Below are 16,874 nucleotides of genomic sequence, written 5' to 3'. Positions count from 1 at the left end.
TCTGTTTTTCCTTCCTTTCTATACACTCAATGCCTACCGTTCAGGACCTTGCCCGCGCGCTGGAAGCCGCCGCCCCCCTCGCCTACCAGGAATCCTATGACAATGCCGGCCTGCAGTGCGGCAATCCGCAGCAGGAAATCACCGGCGTCCTCATTGCCCTCGACTGCACCCCGGCCGTGGTAGACGAAGCCATTCGGCGCGGCTGCAACGTGGTAGTAGCGCACCACCCCATAATATTTAAGCCGCTGAAGCGCCTCACCGGGGCCAACGAAGTGGAACAGACGCTGCTCAAAGCCATCAAAAACGATGTGGCCCTCTACGCCGCCCACACCAACCTCGACAACGTGCGGCACGGTGTGAATCGCAAGCTGGCCGATAAGCTGGGGCTGCAACACCTGCGTATTCTCGACCCCAAAACCGGCACGCTGGCCAAGCTCATTACTTACGTGCCCGCCACCCACACCGAAGCGGTACTGCAAGCCCTCTATACCGCCGGCGCGGGCCAGATCGGCGACTACTCCGATTGCAGCTTCCGCATGGAAGGCATTGGCACGTTCACGCCGGGCACCGACACGAATCCGTTCCAGGGCCGGCCCGGTCAGCCTGAAACCACCCCCGAGCAGCGCGTGGAGGTGCTGTTACCGCTGCACTTACAGCGCGCCGCCCTTCGCGCGTTGCGGCAGGCGCACCCGTATGAAGAAGTAGCCTACGAAATAATCCGCCTCGAAAACGAGCATCAGGAGGTAGGCTCGGGCATGGTGGGCGAGCTGCCCGATGCTCTAAGCCCTCAGGAATTTCGGCAGCGCCTGAAAACAGCACTGGGCGTGCCCGTAGTAAAGCATACCGATTTCGACCGGCCCATTAAGAAGGTGGCTATCTGCGGCGGGGCCGGAAGTTTCCTCATCAATAAGGCCCGCGCTGCCGGGGCCGATGCCTACGTCACCGGCGACCTGAAGTACCACGAGTATTTCGGGGCCGAAGGGCAGTTGCTGCTCTGTGATGTGGGCCATTTTGAGAGTGAGCAGTTCACCGGCGAAATCTTCCGGGATTTGCTTACCGAGAAGTTTGGAAGTACTTTTGCGCTCTTCATTGCCGAGACTTACACCAACCCCGTCCGATATGACTGCTAAGACCGTCGCCACTGCCCCGGCCGATGCCCCAGTTGCCAGCAAGCTGGAAGCCCTGCTCAACCTGCAACGCATTGACTCGCAGCTCGACGAAATCCGGCGCGTGCGCGGCGACCTGCCCGAAGAAGTACGTGACCTGGAAGACGAAATTGCCGGCTACGAGGTGCGCGTAAGCAAATTCGATGAGGAGATTTCCGGCCTCAACGACCAGATCAAGCAGCGCAAGCAGAATGCCAAAGATGCTGACGGCCTCATCAAACGCTACGAGGACCAGCAGCAGAACGTGCGCAACAACCGCGAATACGAAGCCATTTCTAAGGAAATTGAGCTGCAAAAGCTGGAAATCCAGATTTCCGAGAAGAAAATCAAAGAAGCCCAGTACCAGATTGACATGAAGAATGTCGAAATCGGCGGTACGAAGCAGCGTCTGGAAGAACGCAAGAAAGACCTCGAGAACAAGAAAGGTGAGCTGAACGTTATCGTAGGCGAAAGTGAAGCCGATGAGAAGAAGCTGATGGATGAGCGCGAAAAGGCAACCCAGCCTATCGAGGAGCGCCTCTATACTGCCTATACCCGTATCCGCGGCAACGTACGCAACGGCCTGGCCGTGGTGACGGTGAAGCGCGACGCTTGTGGCGGCTGCTTCAACACGGTGCCCCCACAGCGCCAGGCCGACATCATTGCTCACAAGAAAATCATCGTGTGCGAGCATTGTGGTCGGGTTCTGGCCGATGTGGAAGCCCGTGTAGCCTAAGCTTCTCGGTTGACTACTACAAAAAGGAACGACTCACTAGTCGTTCCTTTTTTCTTGTCCGCTCCCATTTCCTCATGAAGAGTTCTGCTGACGTATGCGCCCCGGGTTTATGCCCCGTACTGCGGCGGACGGTCCTGCTGCTGGTCTTGCTGGCGCCATACCTTCCCTGCAGTTTCGGAGCCGAGAGGCAGCAGACGACAGCACAGCCGGAATCGGTGGCCGGCGGCAGCTTGCTGCTTCCACCTTCGGCCGCCCGTGCTTATGCGGAGCTGCTGAAGCTACGCCCCGGCCCGGCGCGGCAGCTGCTTCGGACTGAGCCGGGGCATGCAACTGCCACCTTACTCGTGCAGGACTGCATTGACTTCACGGAGCTGATGCTTAGCCAGGACGCCAGCCGCTATGGAGCCACAGTGGCGGCGCAGGACGCCCACCTGGCCCAGCTAGAGAAAAGCTCTGAAAAGGGTGCGCTACGGGAGTATGCTCGCGCCGAAATCAGGCTGCATCAGGCAGCAGCCCAGGTAACATTCGGGCACGAGGTGCAAGGTGCCTGGAGTCTGCGGCAGGCGTACCAGCAGATGCAGACCGTAGTAAAGCGCCACCCAACGTATCTGCCGGCCCGCAAAACCCTGGGCCTGATGCAGTTTTTCATTGGCTCGTTGCCGGAAGGCTACCGCTGGTTTCTGAAGCTGCTGGGGCTGCCGGGCAGCGTGGAGGCGGGCCTGAGCAACTTGCGCGCCGCCGCCCGCCAACCCAACGACTTCCAGCCCGAAGCCCGCATTTTGCTGGCACTGGTGGAGGAAACCTACTACAAGAAGCCGGAAGAAGCGCTGCAGCTCGTCACGCGCCTGCACCAGCAGCAGCCCGATAATCTGCTGTACTCGTACCTGCTCATCAGTCTCAACAAAAAGCAGCACCGCACTGCGGCCGCCTTAGCCGCTTATCGGGCCCGCCCCACCGGTGCCGGCTACGTGTCGCTGCCCTATCTGCGCCACATGGCCGCCGACCTGCTTCTCTACCAAGGAGACTATGCCGCCTCGCGCCGTGAAAACGAGTTGTTTCTGCAGGAGTTCAAAGGCCAGCACTACCGTAAGGATGCATTTTTCAAGCTCTATCTCGCGGCCTGGCTATCCGGGGAGGCCGTTGCAGCCGAACAATACCGCCGTCAGATAGCCAGTGGAGGACGCACGGTGGTGGAGGAAGACACCTATGCGCAGCGCTTCTTTGAAGGCAGGCTGCCGCTCAACCGCCTGCTGACCCGGGCCCGGCTGCAGATTGACGGCGGCTACTACCGCGAAGCCCTGGCCACCCTCGATGCTTTTCACAGTACTACCGCCACGCCCCTGCGCGACCGGCTGGAGGAGCCCTACCGCCGGGCCCGCGCCTGGCACCTACTTGGGCGCCTCGATTCGGCCCGCCTGCTCTATGCGCGTACTATTGCGCTGGCTGGCAACGCGCCCTACTACTTTGCCCCGCAGTCGGCGCTGCAGCTTGGGTTTCTCTACCAAGCCGAAGGACAGAGCAACACTGCCAAAGTCTATTTCCGGAAAGCGCTAAGCTACCCCAAGCACGAGTACAAGAACAGCACCGACACCAAAGCTAAGCTGGCGCTAAAAGAACTCGAATAAGCCACCGGCCCGGCATGGCAGCTATGCGGCGCCTTGCCTGCCCGTATCTTTGTGCTGTGTTATCTGCTCCGCTCACCGTTCCGCTCTCCAGCCTCCCCTCCGATTTTCGGGCCCGTGCCCTGCGCTGGGCAGCCGGTTTCGCGCACTGTGCCTACCTCGAACCCAATAACCTGGTTTATCCGCAGGGGCCTTTTGAGCATATTCTGGGCGTGGCCGACGACGCGCCCAACGCGCCCCGCACGCTGGACGAGTTGCGCCCGTGGCTGCGTAGGGCAACGGCTTCTGCGCCCGCTCTGGGTTTTCTGACCTACGACGTCAAGAATGAGATTGAGGCCCTCACCAGCCAGAATGTATCAGGATTGGAGTGGCCACAGCTTCATTTTTTCTCTCCTCAGACTTGGTTCTACTGGCGGCAACATGAGGTGGAATTACATGGCCACACGGCCGGCGTGCTGGAAGCCATACTCGCCACGGAAGTGCCGGTTGTGTCTACTCCTTCTGTCCCAGCCTTGGTACCTCGGATGCCTAAAGCGGACTACCTACGGGCAGTAGAAGCTGTGCGCGAAGACATCCTGAACGGCGAAGTGTACGAGCTGAATCTGTGCCAGGAGTTCTATGCCGAAAATGTGACGTTGGACCCCGTGGATGTGTTTCTGCGCCTCAATGCTGCTTCGCCCGCGCCGTTTGCGGGCTTCTTCCGTCACCACCACCATGTCCTGCTCTGCGCCTCCCCCGAGCGGTTTCTGGCCCGGCGCGGCCCGGCCATTTTTTCCCAGCCCATCAAAGGCACCATCCGGCGCGGCACTACTCCTACCGAAGACGAGCACCAACGCCAGACGCTGCTTCAGGATGAAAAGGAGCGCGCCGAAAACCTGATGATTGTAGACCTGGTGCGTAACGACTTGGCCCGCGTGGCTCAGACTGGCTCCGTGCAAGTGCCCGAGCTGTTCGGCCTCTACCCGTTCCGGCATGTCTGGCAGATGATTTCGACGGTGCAGGCTGAGTTGCGCCCCCAAGTGGACCTAGTAGATGTGCTGCGGGCCACCTTCCCGATGGGCTCGATGACGGGTGCCCCGAAAATCCGGGCCATGCAGCTTATCGAGCACTATGAGCAAACCCGGCGCGGCCTTTACAGCGGCAGCATTGGCTGCGTGTGGCCCAACGGCGACTTCGACTTTAACGTGGTGATTCGCAGCCTGCAGTACCGTCAGGATACTGGCTACCTCAGCTTCCAGGTCGGCTCGGCCATCACCTACGACTCGGTACCGGAACGCGAGTACGAGGAATGCCTACTCAAGGCCCGCGCCATCCTGGACGTGCTGGGCGCGGCCATAGGGTAGATTGGTAAGTTGGCGAAGAGTGGTCATCCTGAGCTTGCGCAGGATGCCAGCTGCATTTCGGTTATTGCGGCTTTCACCTACCCTTCAGTCGCCGCTCAAACTCCTGCAGAAACTGGCCCACATGGTAGCCATCGGCCAGAGCATGGTGCACATTCACAGCCACGGGCATCCAGGTGCTGCCATTTTCCTCATAGAGCTGGCCGAAGGAAATCTTGGGGCAGCTGTCGGGGTGCCGGAAGCTACGGGCGTGGGTGAGGCCGCTGAACCGCACCCACGGAATGGCAGAGCAATGCAGCACGTCGGCGCGGGCGGTGGTATCGTTCAGGCGCAGGCCGGTGCTGGCCTGCGTGGCCGCTATTTCGGACTGGGCAGCAGCCACGAAGCCAGCCAGCTCCGGATTCTGCTCAATGAAAGAAAAGGCAAACGTATGGTCAGGCCGGCCCAGCGTGGCGGAGGCGTGCACCCGGTCGTAGAGGTACACCTGCCCGTCCTCGATGCGCATGCGGAACTCCGGCACCGCATTGGCGGCTTCTACGGCGTGGTAGAGGTAGTACAGAAAAAACGATACGCCCAGCCGCTTGGCCTCGTCCTGCGCGCCGGTGCAGTTCACAGGAGCTACCAGTCCAAAAAACGGCTCCTCGAAGCTGGAGAAGAAGGCAAAATGTTCGCGGCGGTTCCAGGTAGAAAGGTCAATCTGCTGTTTCATGGGCGGCAAGTTCGATAACTTTGAGGGCCTTTTCCGCTGCTATTTCTTCCAGTGTTTCTAGCATGACTGCTACTCACCTTATTGCCTTCGACGCCGACGACACGCTCTGGCCCAACCAGCCCCACTTCGACCAGGTGGAAGCGCGCCTGTTCGAAATCATGGCCCATTGCGGCGACGCGGCCCACATCAGCACCCACCTCAATGCCACGCAGCGCCGCAACATGCAGCTGTTCGGCTACGGGGCCAAGTCGTTTATGCTTTCCATGATTGAAACGGCCATCCAGCTTACAAACGGCAATGTGCGTGGCTCCGATATTCAGGAAATTCTCGACATGGGCAAAGACCTGCTGCGCTACTCTATTGAGCCGCTGCCTGGCGTGGTAGAGGTGCTCACAGAGCTACGCCGCCGTGGGCACCGCCTGATGCTGCTCACCAAAGGCGACCTGTTCGACCAGGAAAGCAAAATTGCCCGCTCGGGCTTGGGCGAGCTGTTTGACCACGTGGAAGTAGTGAGCGAAAAAGACGAAGCCACCTACCGCCGTCTGCTGGCCCGCTATAATGCCACAACAGAGGAGTTTGTCATGATTGGCAACTCTCTCAAATCCGATATTCTGCCGGTGGCAAAGCTCGGGTTCCGGGCCGTACACGTGCCCTACCACGCCAACTGGATTTTTGAGCACGTCGATCCGGCTCTGCTGGAGGGCCTGGCGTTCCATACCGTGCAGGACGTACGCGAGGTGCTGGCGTATTTGAGGTGATGAGGTAAAGTGAACGTCATTCTGAGCTTGCCGAAGCATCTCTACCGCCAAGCCGTTCCATTCGCCCGACTCCCCCTCTCCTTTTCGGAGAGGGAGCCGGGGGGTGAGGCGAACTCACTAATTCAGTTCCTGCCATTCTGTCATTTTCGGGCTGAAAATTCTACCTTTGCCCTTCACTGAATTGTGAAGCTGACGCCCCTGAGGCCTTTTGAAATGTCCCAACCGCTGATTACGCTCGACTTCCTCGATACGCCCGCGCTGCCCACTCCGGCCGTGGACGCCACTACCCACGCCCACGAGCCTTCCGGCGAAGTGCGCGTGAACCCCGCTACCCGCACTGGCCGCACGCGCAAGCTCTATATGGAGAGCTACGGCTGCCAGATGAACTTCTCCGACTCTGAAATCGTGTCGAGTATCCTTTACAATGAGGGGTTCGACACGACTGAGGACCTCGCCAGCGCCGACCTGGTGCTGCTCAACACCTGCTCCATCCGGGAGAAGGCCGAGCAGACCGTGCGCATGCGCCTCTCTCAGATCAACAGTCATAAAAAGCGCAACCCAGCCATGCTGGTGGGCGTGCTGGGCTGTATGGCCGAGCGCCTGAAAAGCAAGTTTCTAGACGAGGAAAAGCTGGTGGACCTGGTCGTGGGCCCTGATGCCTACCGCGACCTGCCCCAGCTGATTCAGCAGGTAGACGGCGGCCAAAAAGCCGTAAACGTGCTGCTGAGCCGCGAGGAAACCTACGCCGACATCACGCCGGTGCGTCTGAACTCGAACGGCATCACGGCCTTCATCAGCATCATGCGCGGCTGCGACAATATGTGCTCGTTCTGCGTGGTACCCTTCACGCGGGGCCGCGAGCGGAGCCGCGACGCCCACAGCATCGTGCGCGAAGCCGAAGACCTGGTAGCGCAAGGTTATAAGGAAGTGACACTGCTCGGCCAGAACGTAGACTCCTACAAATGGGCTTCCGAAGATGGTCTGGAGCAGGTCAACTTCGCGCAGCTGCTGGAGCGGGTGGCCAACATCAGCCCCGAGCTGCGGGTGCGCTTCTCCACCTCCCACCCCAAGGACATCACCGACGAGGTGCTGCACACCATGGCCCGGCACGAGAACATCTGCAAATACATCCATTTGCCGGCTCAGAGCGGCAACTCGCGCATTCTGGCCCTCATGAACCGCACCTACGACCGGCCCTGGTACGAGGACCGGGTGCAGGCCATCCGCCGCATCCTCGGCGACGACTGCGGCATCAGCTCCGATATGATTTCGGGCTTCTGCTCCGAAACCGAAGCCGAACACCAGGATACGCTGAGTCTGATGGAACTGGTACGCTACGATATGGCCTACATGTTCTTCTACTCGGAGCGCCCCGGCACGCTGGCCGCCCGCAAGCTCGAAGACGATGTGCCGCTCGAAGTGAAGAAGCGCCGCCTGGCCGAAATCATTGAGCTCCAGCGTGAACACAGCCGGCTGCGCAACCAGCGGTCCGTGGGCCGGGTGCACCGGGTGTTGGTCGAAAACTTTTCCAAGCGCAGCCAGGAGCACCTGAGTGGCCGCAACAGCCAGAATCAGGTGGTCATCTTCCCCAAGAAGCACTATCAGAAAGGCGACTACGTGAACGTCCTCGTGCACGAGGCTACGACGAACACGCTGCTGGGCGAGGCAGTGGAATAGTGGCTATTAACACACCTTTTCCAAATGGCGAAGGCTAATACAACAAGAAAGAAAGCTAGACATTCTAACGCCTTCTTCTCTTTCATTAAAGAAAACAGGCTGTTTTCTTTAATGATATTCGCTGCCTTGGCTTTTGTCTTGAAAAATACGCTTCGTAATCATCTGCTTAGTATTAATGCAGTAGAGACTACGGCAACTGTTACAGATCACACGAACCCTATAGGCAATAATAATGTGGCTCGACAGTTCACCCATTCATACCTGTTTAAAATCCATGGTAAGGCTTATCATGGCAACACTCAATCTACGGAGTACAAACCTGGAGATATTGTTAAAGTAAAATACTTGCCAGCTTATCCCGATTTCAACGAGATAGTTGAATCCAGATAATATATAAGCAATCTACTTTTCAGCTGCTTACGACTTGACACCTTCCGAAATACAATCCATCAAACAGCGCTTTGGCATTATCGGCAATGCGCCCTCGCTGAACTACGCTATTCAGGTAGCGGCGCAGGTGGCCCCGACCGATATGACGGTGCTGATAACGGGCGAAAGCGGCTCCGGCAAGGAGTCGTTTTCGAAGATTATTCACTCGTTGTCGCCGCGCAAGCATGGGCAGTTCATTGCCATCAACTGCGGCGCCATTCCGGAAGGCACCATCGATTCGGAGCTGTTCGGTCACGAAAAAGGCTCGTTTACGGGAGCTCAGGAAGCCCGCAAAGGCTACTTCGAGGTGACTAACGGCGGCACTATCTTCCTCGATGAAATTGGCGAAATGCCGCTCGGCACCCAGGCCCGCCTGCTGCGCGTACTCGAAAATGGCGAGTTTATCCGCGTGGGTTCTTCGAAAGTGCAGAAGACTGACGTGCGCGTGGTGGCGGCCACCAACGTCAATCTGCTGGATGCCGTGCGCGAAGGCCGCTTCCGCGAAGACCTCTACTACCGCCTCAATACCGTTCCGATTACAGTTCCACCACTGCGTGAACGAGGCGACGATATCTACCTATTATTCAGAAAGTTCGTTACTGATTTTGCCGACCGTTACCGCGTGAAGCCGGTGACCCTGACGCCTGATGCGGTGCAGGAATTACAGCGCTTCCGCTTCCCCGGCAACATTCGCCAGCTCAAGAATGTAGCCGAGCAGATGTCGGTGCTAGAAACGGACCGCGACGTGGACATCCGCCGCCTGCGCCAGTATTTGCCCGTGCAACAGGCCAGCCAGCTGCCCATGTTGCTGCACGCCGCCGGCCCTGATGCCGCCGGCAATGGCTACTCGGAGCGTGACCTGCTCTATAAGGTGCTGTTTGATATGCGCCGCGACATGACGGACCTCAAGAAGCTGGTGCTGGAACTGGCCGCCGGTCAGCGCCCGCAGGACTCGCAGGAACTCCTGCGCCAGAACAGCCACCTGTTCACCAATCTCAACGCCGCGCCTTACGAGGGGGCCCGCCCGCTGCGCCAGCCTTCCCCGGACGGCGGTGCTACGGAATACATTCTCACCCCCGGAGCCCTCGACGACGCCACCGACTACGAGGAGGAAGATACCCAGCGCGTGGAAGACATTCCGCACGAAACCGAGGAGGAAACCCTTTCCCTGGAAGCCAAGGAGAAGGAAATGATAATGAAGGCGTTGAAAAAGCACCACAACAAGCGCAAATACGCCGCCCACGACCTGGGCATTTCGGAGCGCACGCTCTACCGCAAGCTAAAGCAATACGACCTTGAACAAGCGTAATCAGGTATCGAAGGCGTTTTTCTGGGTAGTGGGGCTGTTTCTGCTGCTCGGGTTGCATGGCTGCAAGGTGTACTCGTTCAGCGGCACCAACATCGATCCGGCCGTGAAAACCATTTCCATTGCCACCTTCCAGAACACCTCCAGCAACGGGCCCTCTTTTCTGGCACAGCGCTTCACCGAGGATTTTAAGGACTATTTCCAGCGCAACACTTCCCTCAAGCTGGTGCCGCGCGACGGCGACCTGCAGTTTGAAGGAGCTATTACGGCGTACGACTTCGCCCCGGCGGCCATCCAGAACCAGAACGGCATCGACCAGGCCGGCGTAAACCGCCTCACGATTCAGGTGCGCGTGAAGTTCATCAACACCAACGACCCCAAGCAGGATTTCGAGCAGACGTTCCAGAGCAACGGCGACTTTCCGGCCACGCAGGACATCACCCAGATCAACAACGACCCTACCGCCACGCGTCGCATCACGCAGAACATCATCACCGACGCCTTCAACAAATCGGTGGCCAACTGGTAGCGCGGCTGCGGTTCCCGGCCTAAATTGCCGTATTGTTGCGGCCCGCTGGTCAGCAGGCCCGGAACCGTCTGGTGCCCCGCCTCCTGATGACACCTTTGCCACTCAAGTAATTACCCCATGACCCGTGCGTCGCTGTTACATATTCTGGACCATGTAAGTCGGATTTCAGAAGCTGAAGTCCGGGAGCTGGAACAGTTGGCGACGACTTTTCCGTATTGCCAGACGGCCCATGTACTGCTGGCCAAGGCGGCTCATGACCGGGGCAGCATGCTGGCCAGCCAGCGCCTGCGCCGGGCGGCCACCTACGCCACCGACCGCCAATTGCTGCGCCAGCTGCTGGAACAGCCCGCTCAGGAGCCTGCTGCGCTCCTGGCAGACGCTGCTGACAGCACCCGGCCAGCCACGTTGCCGGCCGGTACTGCCACTACTTTCCTTCAGACCCTGGGTACTGAAGACGTGCAGGCGTTAGAAGTCAGTGAAGCTGAACCAACCTACCTTTCAGTGCCGGAGGATACAGGTGAGGAGCCTGTGGCCGCAAATACTACTTCCGCTGAGTTAGTACCATCCTCGGCCGAAGAAGAAGGTTCGACTTCTGAAGAATTAGCAGTCAACATTTTGGCTGCTGATAATTTAGAGGATGCTGCTGTAGAAACCCCACTGGCTGCGGAAGCGACGGAGTCAGCAACGGCCACTACAATAGAGGTTACCACGGCCCCAGCAACTGACCCGGTAGTAGCTCCTGCTGCCAGCGCCGAAACAGCAGCACACTCAGAAGCGGGTGTCGAAGTAGCAGATGATGAGCCTGTTGACACGACCGACGATTCCTCCGTTTTCGAGCAGCCTATTTCACTGGACGCAAACCAGCCGGCGCCAGCGGAAGCGGCGGTTGTAGAGCAGCCTGCTCCAGCGCTGCTGCCAGAGACTGATGAGCTTTTACCGGCTGTAGCGCCTCCTATTCGGCCGCCGGTAGAGGCCGGTATTTCCCGCTTTGAGTTTGGGTTGGGCGGGTCCGCTACCCCACCGGTTTCCGCGCTCTACCAGTTGCCTGGCGCCGATGAGGAGGAGGAGGAACCGCTGCCTGTCTCTCGGGAAACAGTGCCGTTGTTCCGCTCTGATGCGGAGCTAGCCTATGCGCTGCTAGGTGGCGGCAGCCGGCTGGGCTATGCGCTACAGATGCAGGATGGCGAACTAACCTCAGCGCTGCCCGCTGACGAGTTTTTTGCACCTGATGCGCTGCTGCATGCGCATGGAGTTGCTCATCGCCCCAAAGCCGAGCCTGGCCCGTCTCCGTTCGACCTGATTAACCGTTTCCTCAAAAATCAGCCGCGCCTGAAGTCGCCGGCCGTGCGGTTGTCGTTAGCCGAAGAGCAGACCGATTTGTCGGTGCGGAGTACCAGCGTAGTGCCGCAGCTCGCCTCCGAAAGCCTGGCCAAGATCATGGTAAAACAGGGCAAAATCGATAAAGCCATTGAAATATATGAACGGCTGATGGTGCGCCAGCCGGAAAAAAGCGCGTACTTTACCGACCAAATTCAACAACTGCAAACTCCGGAGTAGATGTACACTGCGCTTATTATTGTAATTCTTTTCGTGTGTTTCCTGCTTGCCCTGGTGGTGCTGGCCCAGAACCCCAAAGGTGGCGGACTGTCAAGCCAGTTTGGCTCGGGCGGCGCAGCCAACCTGATGGGCGTAAAGCGCACCGGCGACCTGCTCGAAAAACTCACCTGGGGCTTTGCCATTGCCCTGATGGTGCTCACGCTGGGCACGCACGTGCTTACGGGCACAACTGATGCCGGTCCCGGCCGTAGCGTAAACCAGCAAAAAGCTATGGAGACCCGCCTACCAGCCGCACCGGCTCCTACGGCACCTGGCGCAACGGCACCAGCCACGGCTCCCGGTACTGATGCCGCTCCGGCTCAGCAGCCAGCCCAGGCTCCCGCCGAAGCACCTGCACCGGCCAACTAGGCTTTCTGAAAAGCAATGTCTGAACGGCGGCTCCCTGTGTAGGGAGCCGCCGTTTTTCTTTGTAGTAGTCCTGAATGGCCGTTGAGAGGCAGTAAAGTCAAGCCCGCAATAATGCACGTTGCACGCTCTGCTATTCCCTTACCTTCGCCCTGTCGGGGTCCGGCATATCGGGCAGCACTGTCACCTAGTTGTGTCACGTTTGGCAGGCTGGCGTAGCAAGATGGCGGATTTTCGGCCTTTGTGGCGTTCATTCTGTCAGGTTCGGCGGGCTGGCATAAGAAGTGCAGGAGCGCCGACACCATCCCGTTTCAAGTAAACCTTTCAACCAAAACGTACAATATGTCGCTTAGCATCAAACCGCTGGCTGACCGCGTGATTGTCGCGCCGGCCGCTGCCGAGGAAAAAACCAAATCGGGCATCATCATCCCCGACACGGCCAAGGAGAAACCCCAGCGTGGCGAAGTAGTAGCCGTGGGCGAAGGTAAAGTGGCCGACAACGGCACCACCATCAAGCCCCAGGTAAAAGCAGGTGACCAGGTGCTGTACGGCAAATACGCCGGCACCGAAATTACGGTGGATGGCCAGGACTACCTCATTATGAAGGAGTCGGACATCTTCGCCGTACTGTAGGCCTCCCTTTCTCTCTTTCTGAATTCCCCATACCCGAATAACTGATGGCTAAGAACATCCAATTCGATACTGACGGCCGCGACAAGCTGAAACGCGGTGTAGACAAACTGGCTAACGCCGTGAAAGTAACCCTCGGCCCTAAAGGCCGCAACGTGGTTATCGACAAGAAATTTGGCGCGCCGAGCATCACCAAAGACGGTGTGACGGTAGCCAAGGAAATTGAGCTGAGCGACCCGGTGGAAAACATGGGCGCCCAGCTGGTGAAGGAAGTAGCCAGCAAAACCGCTGACCAGGCCGGCGACGGCACCACCACTGCCACCGTACTGGCACAGGCCATCTACGCCGCCGGTTCCAAGAACGTGGCCGCCGGTGCCAACCCCATGGACCTCAAGCGTGGCATCGACAAGGCAGTAATTGCCGTGGTTGCCAACCTGAAGGCGCAGAGCAAGAAGATTGAAAACTCGTCGGAAATTGCCCAGGTAGGCGCTATTTCGGCCAACAACGACATGGAAATCGGCAAAATGATTGCCGACGCCATGGACAAAGTGGGCAAGGAAGGCGTTATCACGGTAGAAGAAGCGCGTGGCACCGAAACCGAAGTGAAAACGGTGGAAGGCATGCAGTTCGACCGCGGCTACCTCTCCCCTTACTTCGTGACCAACCCGGAGAAGATGGAGGCCGAGTTCGACAACCCCTACATCCTCATCTACGACAAGAAGGTGAGCACCATGAAGGAGCTGCTGCCCGTGCTCGAGCAGGTGGTGCAGACCGGCAAGCCGCTGGTTATCATCTCCGAGGACGTAGACGGCGAAGCTCTGGCGACGCTGGTAGTAAACAAGCTGCGCGGCTCGCTGAAAATCGCGGCCGTGAAGGCTCCCGGCTTCGGCGACCGTCGTAAGGCCATGCTGGAAGACATTGCCGTTCTGACGGGCGGTACGGTTATTTCGGAAGAGCGCGGCTACAAGCTCGACAGCGCTACGCTGGAGTACCTCGGCACGGCCGAGAAAGTTATCATTGACAAGGACAACACGACCATCGTCAATGGTAAAGGTGAGAAGGAAACAATCACCGCCCGCATCAACGAAATCAAAGCCCAGATCGTCACCACCACGTCGGACTACGATAAGGAGAAGCTGCAGGAGCGCCTGGCCAAGCTGTCGGGTGGTGTAGCCATCCTCTACATCGGTGCCAGCACTGAGGTGGAGATGAAAGAGAAGAAAGACCGCGTAGACGATGCCCTGCACGCTACCCGCGCCGCCGTTGAGGAAGGTGTGGTACCCGGCGGTGGCGTAGCCCTGGTGCGCGCCCTCGATGCCCTGGAAGCAGTTGATACCCTCAACGGCGACGAGCGCACCGGCGTGAATATCATCCGCACGGCCCTGGAAGCTCCTCTGCGTACCATCGTGCAGAACGCCGGTGGCGAAGGCTCGGTAGTAGTACAGAAGGTGCGCGAAGGCAAAGGCGACTACGGCTACAACGCCCGCGAGGACCGCTACGAAAACCTGATGGCTGCTGGTATCCTCGACCCAACCAAAGTAACGCGCCTGGCGCTGGAGAATGCCGCTTCGATTGCCGGCCTGCTCCTGACCACCGAGTGCGTGATTTCGGACGAGCCCGAGGCTGACAAAGACCACGGCCACGGCGGTGGTGCCCCCGGCATGGGTGGCATGGGTGGCATGATGTAAGCATCAGCCGCTAAACCAAGAAGCCCCGCCGGACCAGTGTCCGGCGGGGCTTTTTCGTGTCCGATGAAAGTGTAAGTTACTTTTTTGCATCCGTTGACTACTGACGAAAAAGAGGATAATTATGCCCCCTATTGTGGCCCACTTTGGCCGTTTCAACTGTTCGTAGTCAGCAGGTAGTAGCGCGAACTTGGTAGTTCGCGTCTCCGCGCCGTCCGGACTATTCCGTTTTACTGGTCCTAGGGCGCGAACTACCAAGTTCACGTTACCATTCATCCGCCGAAATTTCACAAAAAAGCCCTGCCAGAACATTCTGGCAGGACTTTTCAATACTCAGTAAAGCCTTACGCAGCCGTAGCTACGGGCTCATTCATCATGGTGGTGAGCTTGCGGTAGAGGAAGAACAGCACCAGCGAAGCGGCGGCCGACAGCACCACAAAGATCAGGAAGAACTCGTAGAGGCCCGTGATTTCGAAGCCTACAAAGTGCGGAGCGGGCTTGCCGGGCTCCGGATACAGGCCGCTCAGTACGCCCGCAAACTTGTTGCCGGCGGCCGTAGCCAGAAACCAGACGGCCATCAGCAGCGAGGCGAAGCGGGCCGGAGCCAGCTTGTTTACCAGCGCCAAGCCAATCGGCGACAGGCATAGCTCGCCGAAGGTATGCATCAGATACATCGTAATCAGCCAGAACATGCTCACTTTGGTGCTGGCATCCACGCCCTTCACGCCGAAGGCAATGATGAGGTAGCCCACGGCCAGGAACATCAGGCCAATCGACATTTTCAGCGGCGAGGAAGGCTCCAGGCCGCGCTTGCCCAGCACCGTCCAGATAATGGCAAAGATGGGCGCGAAGATGATGATGAACAGCGCGTTGGCCGACTGGAAGTACGACGCCGGCACGCTATAGCTGGCCGTCAGCTGACGGTCCGTCTGCTCGGCGGCGAAAAACGTCAGGGAAGCGCCGGCTTGCTCGAACGCGCCCCAGAAGAAGATAACGAAGAAGCTCAGAATCAGAATCACGTAGATTTTCTCCCGCTCCCGCGACGTCAGCGAAGCATCTGACAGCACGGCCATCGGCATGACCACCATGGCCGAGAACACCAGCGCCCCGATCCAGTCGTAGTTCATAAACCAGGCAATAGCCGCGTACACTACCACAAAAATGCCGATGAGCTTAGGCAACTGGCTGGCGAAGCTGGTAGCCGGCTGCGCAATAGTTTCGGTGCGCACCGGCGAATCGGTGTTGACGGGCACTACGGGCGAGTGCTCCACGGTACGCTCGGGCTTGGCCCCCAGCGCCGCGCCTTCCGGCCCAACCACGTACTTATTCTTGAACAGCTCAAACGTCAGGCTGCCAATCAGCATTCCGATACCGGCCGCCAGAAAGCCCCATTTAAACTCCGAGGGCACGATGTTGCCGCTGGCGTCATACACCTCGCCCAGCGTACCGCACACCAAGGGTGAGAAGAATGCCCCCAGGTTGATGCCCATATAGAATATGGTGTAGGCCGCATCAATCCGGCTGTCGCCTTTGGGGTAGAGCGTACCCACCATCGATGAGATATTCGGTTTGAAGAAGCCGTTGCCGAAGATGAGCATTCCCAGTCCCAGGAAAAACAGCGCCATCTGTGCCGACGACACGGCCGTCTGGCCCGGCGTGTAGAGCGAAGCCGATGCAAACAAGCTAAACTGCCCCAGTGCCATCATCAGGCCCCCGATCAGAATAGAGCGGCGGTTGCCCCAGTACCGGTCGGCCATGTACCCGCCCAGCAGGGGCGTCAGGTAGACGAGGGAAGTGTAGTCGCCGTATATCCGGGAGGTCAAGGCCTTATCGAACAACAGCGCATTCGCCATGTAGAGCGCCAGCAGGGCGCGCATACCGTAGTAGCTGAACCGCTCCCACATCTCGGTGGCAAAGAGCACATAAAGGCCCTTCGGATGGCCGGTGGAAGCGGCCATCGGGGGCTGCTCCCGCGCAGCGGAGGTCGTTTGCATGAAATAGAAATGAAGTGATGGAAAGGAAAAAAGGCCGCCGGCTGCAACCGCACGGAGGTTGGTAAAGCTACAAAAGTTTCCTAACCCCGAAACAGCGCCCTGGATTTGCCGGCTTTGTTGTCCGCCGGCCACCGTCGGGCCAGCGAATTTTCGCAATAATTTTTCCGGCAACGTTGCCGGCCCGGCGTTTTGCCTATTTTTGTCTTACCGTTCCCCCATTTTCCCACCCAACCCAGTTTTCGGCTTCTGTTATGCTAGATTCCGCCGCTACTAATCGCCTGGCTCCGCTGGGCATCACGCAGGCCGCCCAGGTGCACCTGAACCTGACGCCTGAGCAGCTCACGCAGGAAGC

Annotated in this window: 15 protein-coding genes; 13 read left to right on the top strand and 2 right to left on the bottom strand. The window is 58.7% G+C overall.

Annotation, left to right across the window (positions count from 1 at the left end):
* Positions 1–29: 29 nt before the first annotated feature.
* From IC231_RS16125 to pabB, 4 genes are all read left to right on the top strand, one after another.
* Positions 30–1,130: a Nif3-like dinuclear metal center hexameric protein gene (locus IC231_RS16125; protein ID WP_190785531.1), complete on the top strand. Its 1,101-nt coding sequence runs from the start codon at positions 30–32 to the stop codon at positions 1,128–1,130.
* Positions 1,120–1,881 carry a zinc ribbon domain-containing protein gene (locus IC231_RS16120; protein ID WP_185889746.1) on the top strand — a complete coding sequence of 254 codons (762 nt, stop codon included), beginning with the start codon at positions 1,120–1,122 and terminating at the stop codon, positions 1,879–1,881. The genes IC231_RS16125 and IC231_RS16120 overlap by 11 nt, the downstream gene beginning before the upstream one ends.
* 230 nt (positions 1,882–2,111) lie before the next feature.
* A complete protein-coding gene (locus tag IC231_RS16115) occupies positions 2,112–3,506 on the top strand; it encodes a tetratricopeptide repeat protein (protein WP_190785530.1) in 1,395 nt (464 codons plus the stop codon).
* 56 nt (positions 3,507–3,562) lie between these two features.
* Positions 3,563–4,846, top strand: a complete 1,284-nt coding sequence (pabB, locus tag IC231_RS16110) for an aminodeoxychorismate synthase component I (protein ID WP_211539122.1) — start codon at positions 3,563–3,565, stop codon at positions 4,844–4,846.
* A gap of 73 nt (positions 4,847–4,919) precedes the next feature.
* Here the strand turns inward: pabB and IC231_RS16105 are convergent, their stop codons facing one another.
* Positions 4,920–5,552, bottom strand: a complete 633-nt coding sequence (locus IC231_RS16105) for a chloramphenicol acetyltransferase (RefSeq protein ID WP_190785528.1) — start codon at positions 5,550–5,552, stop codon at positions 4,920–4,922.
* A 62-nt stretch (positions 5,553–5,614) separates the two neighbouring features.
* On the opposite strand from IC231_RS16105, the gene IC231_RS16100 reads away from it, so the two are divergent.
* The 9 genes from IC231_RS16100 (at position 5,615) to groL (ending at position 14,531) form a co-directional block, all read left to right on the top strand.
* Complete coding sequence (locus tag IC231_RS16100; RefSeq protein WP_190785527.1) at positions 5,615–6,310, top strand: HAD family hydrolase; 696 nt, start codon at positions 5,615–5,617, stop codon at positions 6,308–6,310.
* Between the two features lie 213 nt (positions 6,311–6,523).
* Positions 6,524–7,987: a tRNA (N6-isopentenyl adenosine(37)-C2)-methylthiotransferase MiaB gene (gene miaB / locus IC231_RS16095; RefSeq protein WP_190785526.1), complete on the top strand. Its 1,464-nt coding sequence runs from the start codon at positions 6,524–6,526 to the stop codon at positions 7,985–7,987.
* Between the two features lie 24 nt (positions 7,988–8,011).
* The gene (locus IC231_RS16090; protein WP_190785525.1) at positions 8,012–8,377 is read left to right on the top strand and encodes a DUF3592 domain-containing protein; all 366 of its coding nucleotides are present in this window, start codon (positions 8,012–8,014) and stop codon (positions 8,375–8,377) included.
* A 34-nt stretch (positions 8,378–8,411) separates the two neighbouring features.
* A complete protein-coding gene (locus tag IC231_RS16085; protein ID WP_190785524.1) occupies positions 8,412–9,725 on the top strand; it encodes a sigma-54 interaction domain-containing protein in 1,314 nt (437 codons plus the stop codon).
* Positions 9,712–10,251, top strand: a complete 540-nt coding sequence (locus IC231_RS16080; protein ID WP_211539121.1) for an LptE family protein — start codon at positions 9,712–9,714, stop codon at positions 10,249–10,251. Before IC231_RS16085 ends, IC231_RS16080 begins: the two co-directional genes overlap by 14 nt.
* Positions 10,252–10,368: 117 nt before the next feature.
* The gene (locus tag IC231_RS16075; protein ID WP_190785523.1) at positions 10,369–11,808 is read left to right on the top strand and encodes a hypothetical protein; all 1,440 of its coding nucleotides are present in this window, start codon (positions 10,369–10,371) and stop codon (positions 11,806–11,808) included.
* Positions 11,809–12,216, top strand: coding sequence for a preprotein translocase subunit SecG (gene secG, locus IC231_RS16070; RefSeq protein ID WP_190785522.1), 408 nt, complete (start codon positions 11,809–11,811; stop codon positions 12,214–12,216). It begins immediately after the preceding gene.
* Between the two features lie 339 nt (positions 12,217–12,555).
* A complete protein-coding gene (gene groES / locus IC231_RS16065; RefSeq protein ID WP_044017500.1) occupies positions 12,556–12,846 on the top strand; it encodes a co-chaperone GroES in 291 nt (96 codons plus the stop codon).
* A 44-nt stretch (positions 12,847–12,890) separates the two neighbouring features.
* On the top strand, positions 12,891–14,531 hold the full coding sequence (groL, locus tag IC231_RS16060) for a chaperonin GroEL (protein WP_190785521.1): 1,641 nt from the start codon (positions 12,891–12,893) through the stop codon (positions 14,529–14,531).
* Between the two features lie 341 nt (positions 14,532–14,872).
* Here groL and IC231_RS16055 read toward each other — a convergent pair whose 3' ends face one another.
* Positions 14,873–16,522, bottom strand: a complete 1,650-nt coding sequence (locus IC231_RS16055; protein WP_211539120.1) for a peptide MFS transporter — start codon at positions 16,520–16,522, stop codon at positions 14,873–14,875.
* Positions 16,523–16,874: the final 352 nt, after the last annotated feature.

This window comes from Hymenobacter duratus (genome assembly GCF_014698995.1).
Lineage (GTDB): Bacteria > Bacteroidota > Bacteroidia > Cytophagales > Hymenobacteraceae > Hymenobacter > Hymenobacter duratus.
Note: the sequence above shows the minus strand (reverse complement) of the source record. Positions and strands in the feature narration are given on the sequence as shown.

Coding starts and splice junctions, on each gene's coding strand:
- IC231_RS16125 (WP_190785531.1), top strand. CDS start 30: ATGCCTACCGTTCAGGACCTTGCCCGCGCGCTGGAAGCCGCCGCCCCC.
- IC231_RS16120 (WP_185889746.1), top strand. CDS start 1,120: ATGACTGCTAAGACCGTCGCCACTGCCCCGGCCGATGCCCCAGTTGCC.
- IC231_RS16105 (WP_190785528.1), bottom strand. CDS start 5,552: ATGAAACAGCAGATTGACCTTTCTACCTGGAACCGCCGCGAACATTTT.
- IC231_RS16100 (WP_190785527.1), top strand. CDS start 5,615: ATGACTGCTACTCACCTTATTGCCTTCGACGCCGACGACACGCTCTGG.
- miaB (WP_190785526.1), top strand. CDS start 6,524: ATGTCCCAACCGCTGATTACGCTCGACTTCCTCGATACGCCCGCGCTG.
- IC231_RS16090 (WP_190785525.1), top strand. CDS start 8,012: ATGGCGAAGGCTAATACAACAAGAAAGAAAGCTAGACATTCTAACGCC.
- IC231_RS16075 (WP_190785523.1), top strand. CDS start 10,369: ATGACCCGTGCGTCGCTGTTACATATTCTGGACCATGTAAGTCGGATT.
- secG (WP_190785522.1), top strand. CDS start 11,809: ATGTACACTGCGCTTATTATTGTAATTCTTTTCGTGTGTTTCCTGCTT.
- groES (WP_044017500.1), top strand. CDS start 12,556: ATGTCGCTTAGCATCAAACCGCTGGCTGACCGCGTGATTGTCGCGCCG.
- groL (WP_190785521.1), top strand. CDS start 12,891: ATGGCTAAGAACATCCAATTCGATACTGACGGCCGCGACAAGCTGAAA.
- IC231_RS16055 (WP_211539120.1), bottom strand. CDS start 16,522: ATGCAAACGACCTCCGCTGCGCGGGAGCAGCCCCCGATGGCCGCTTCC.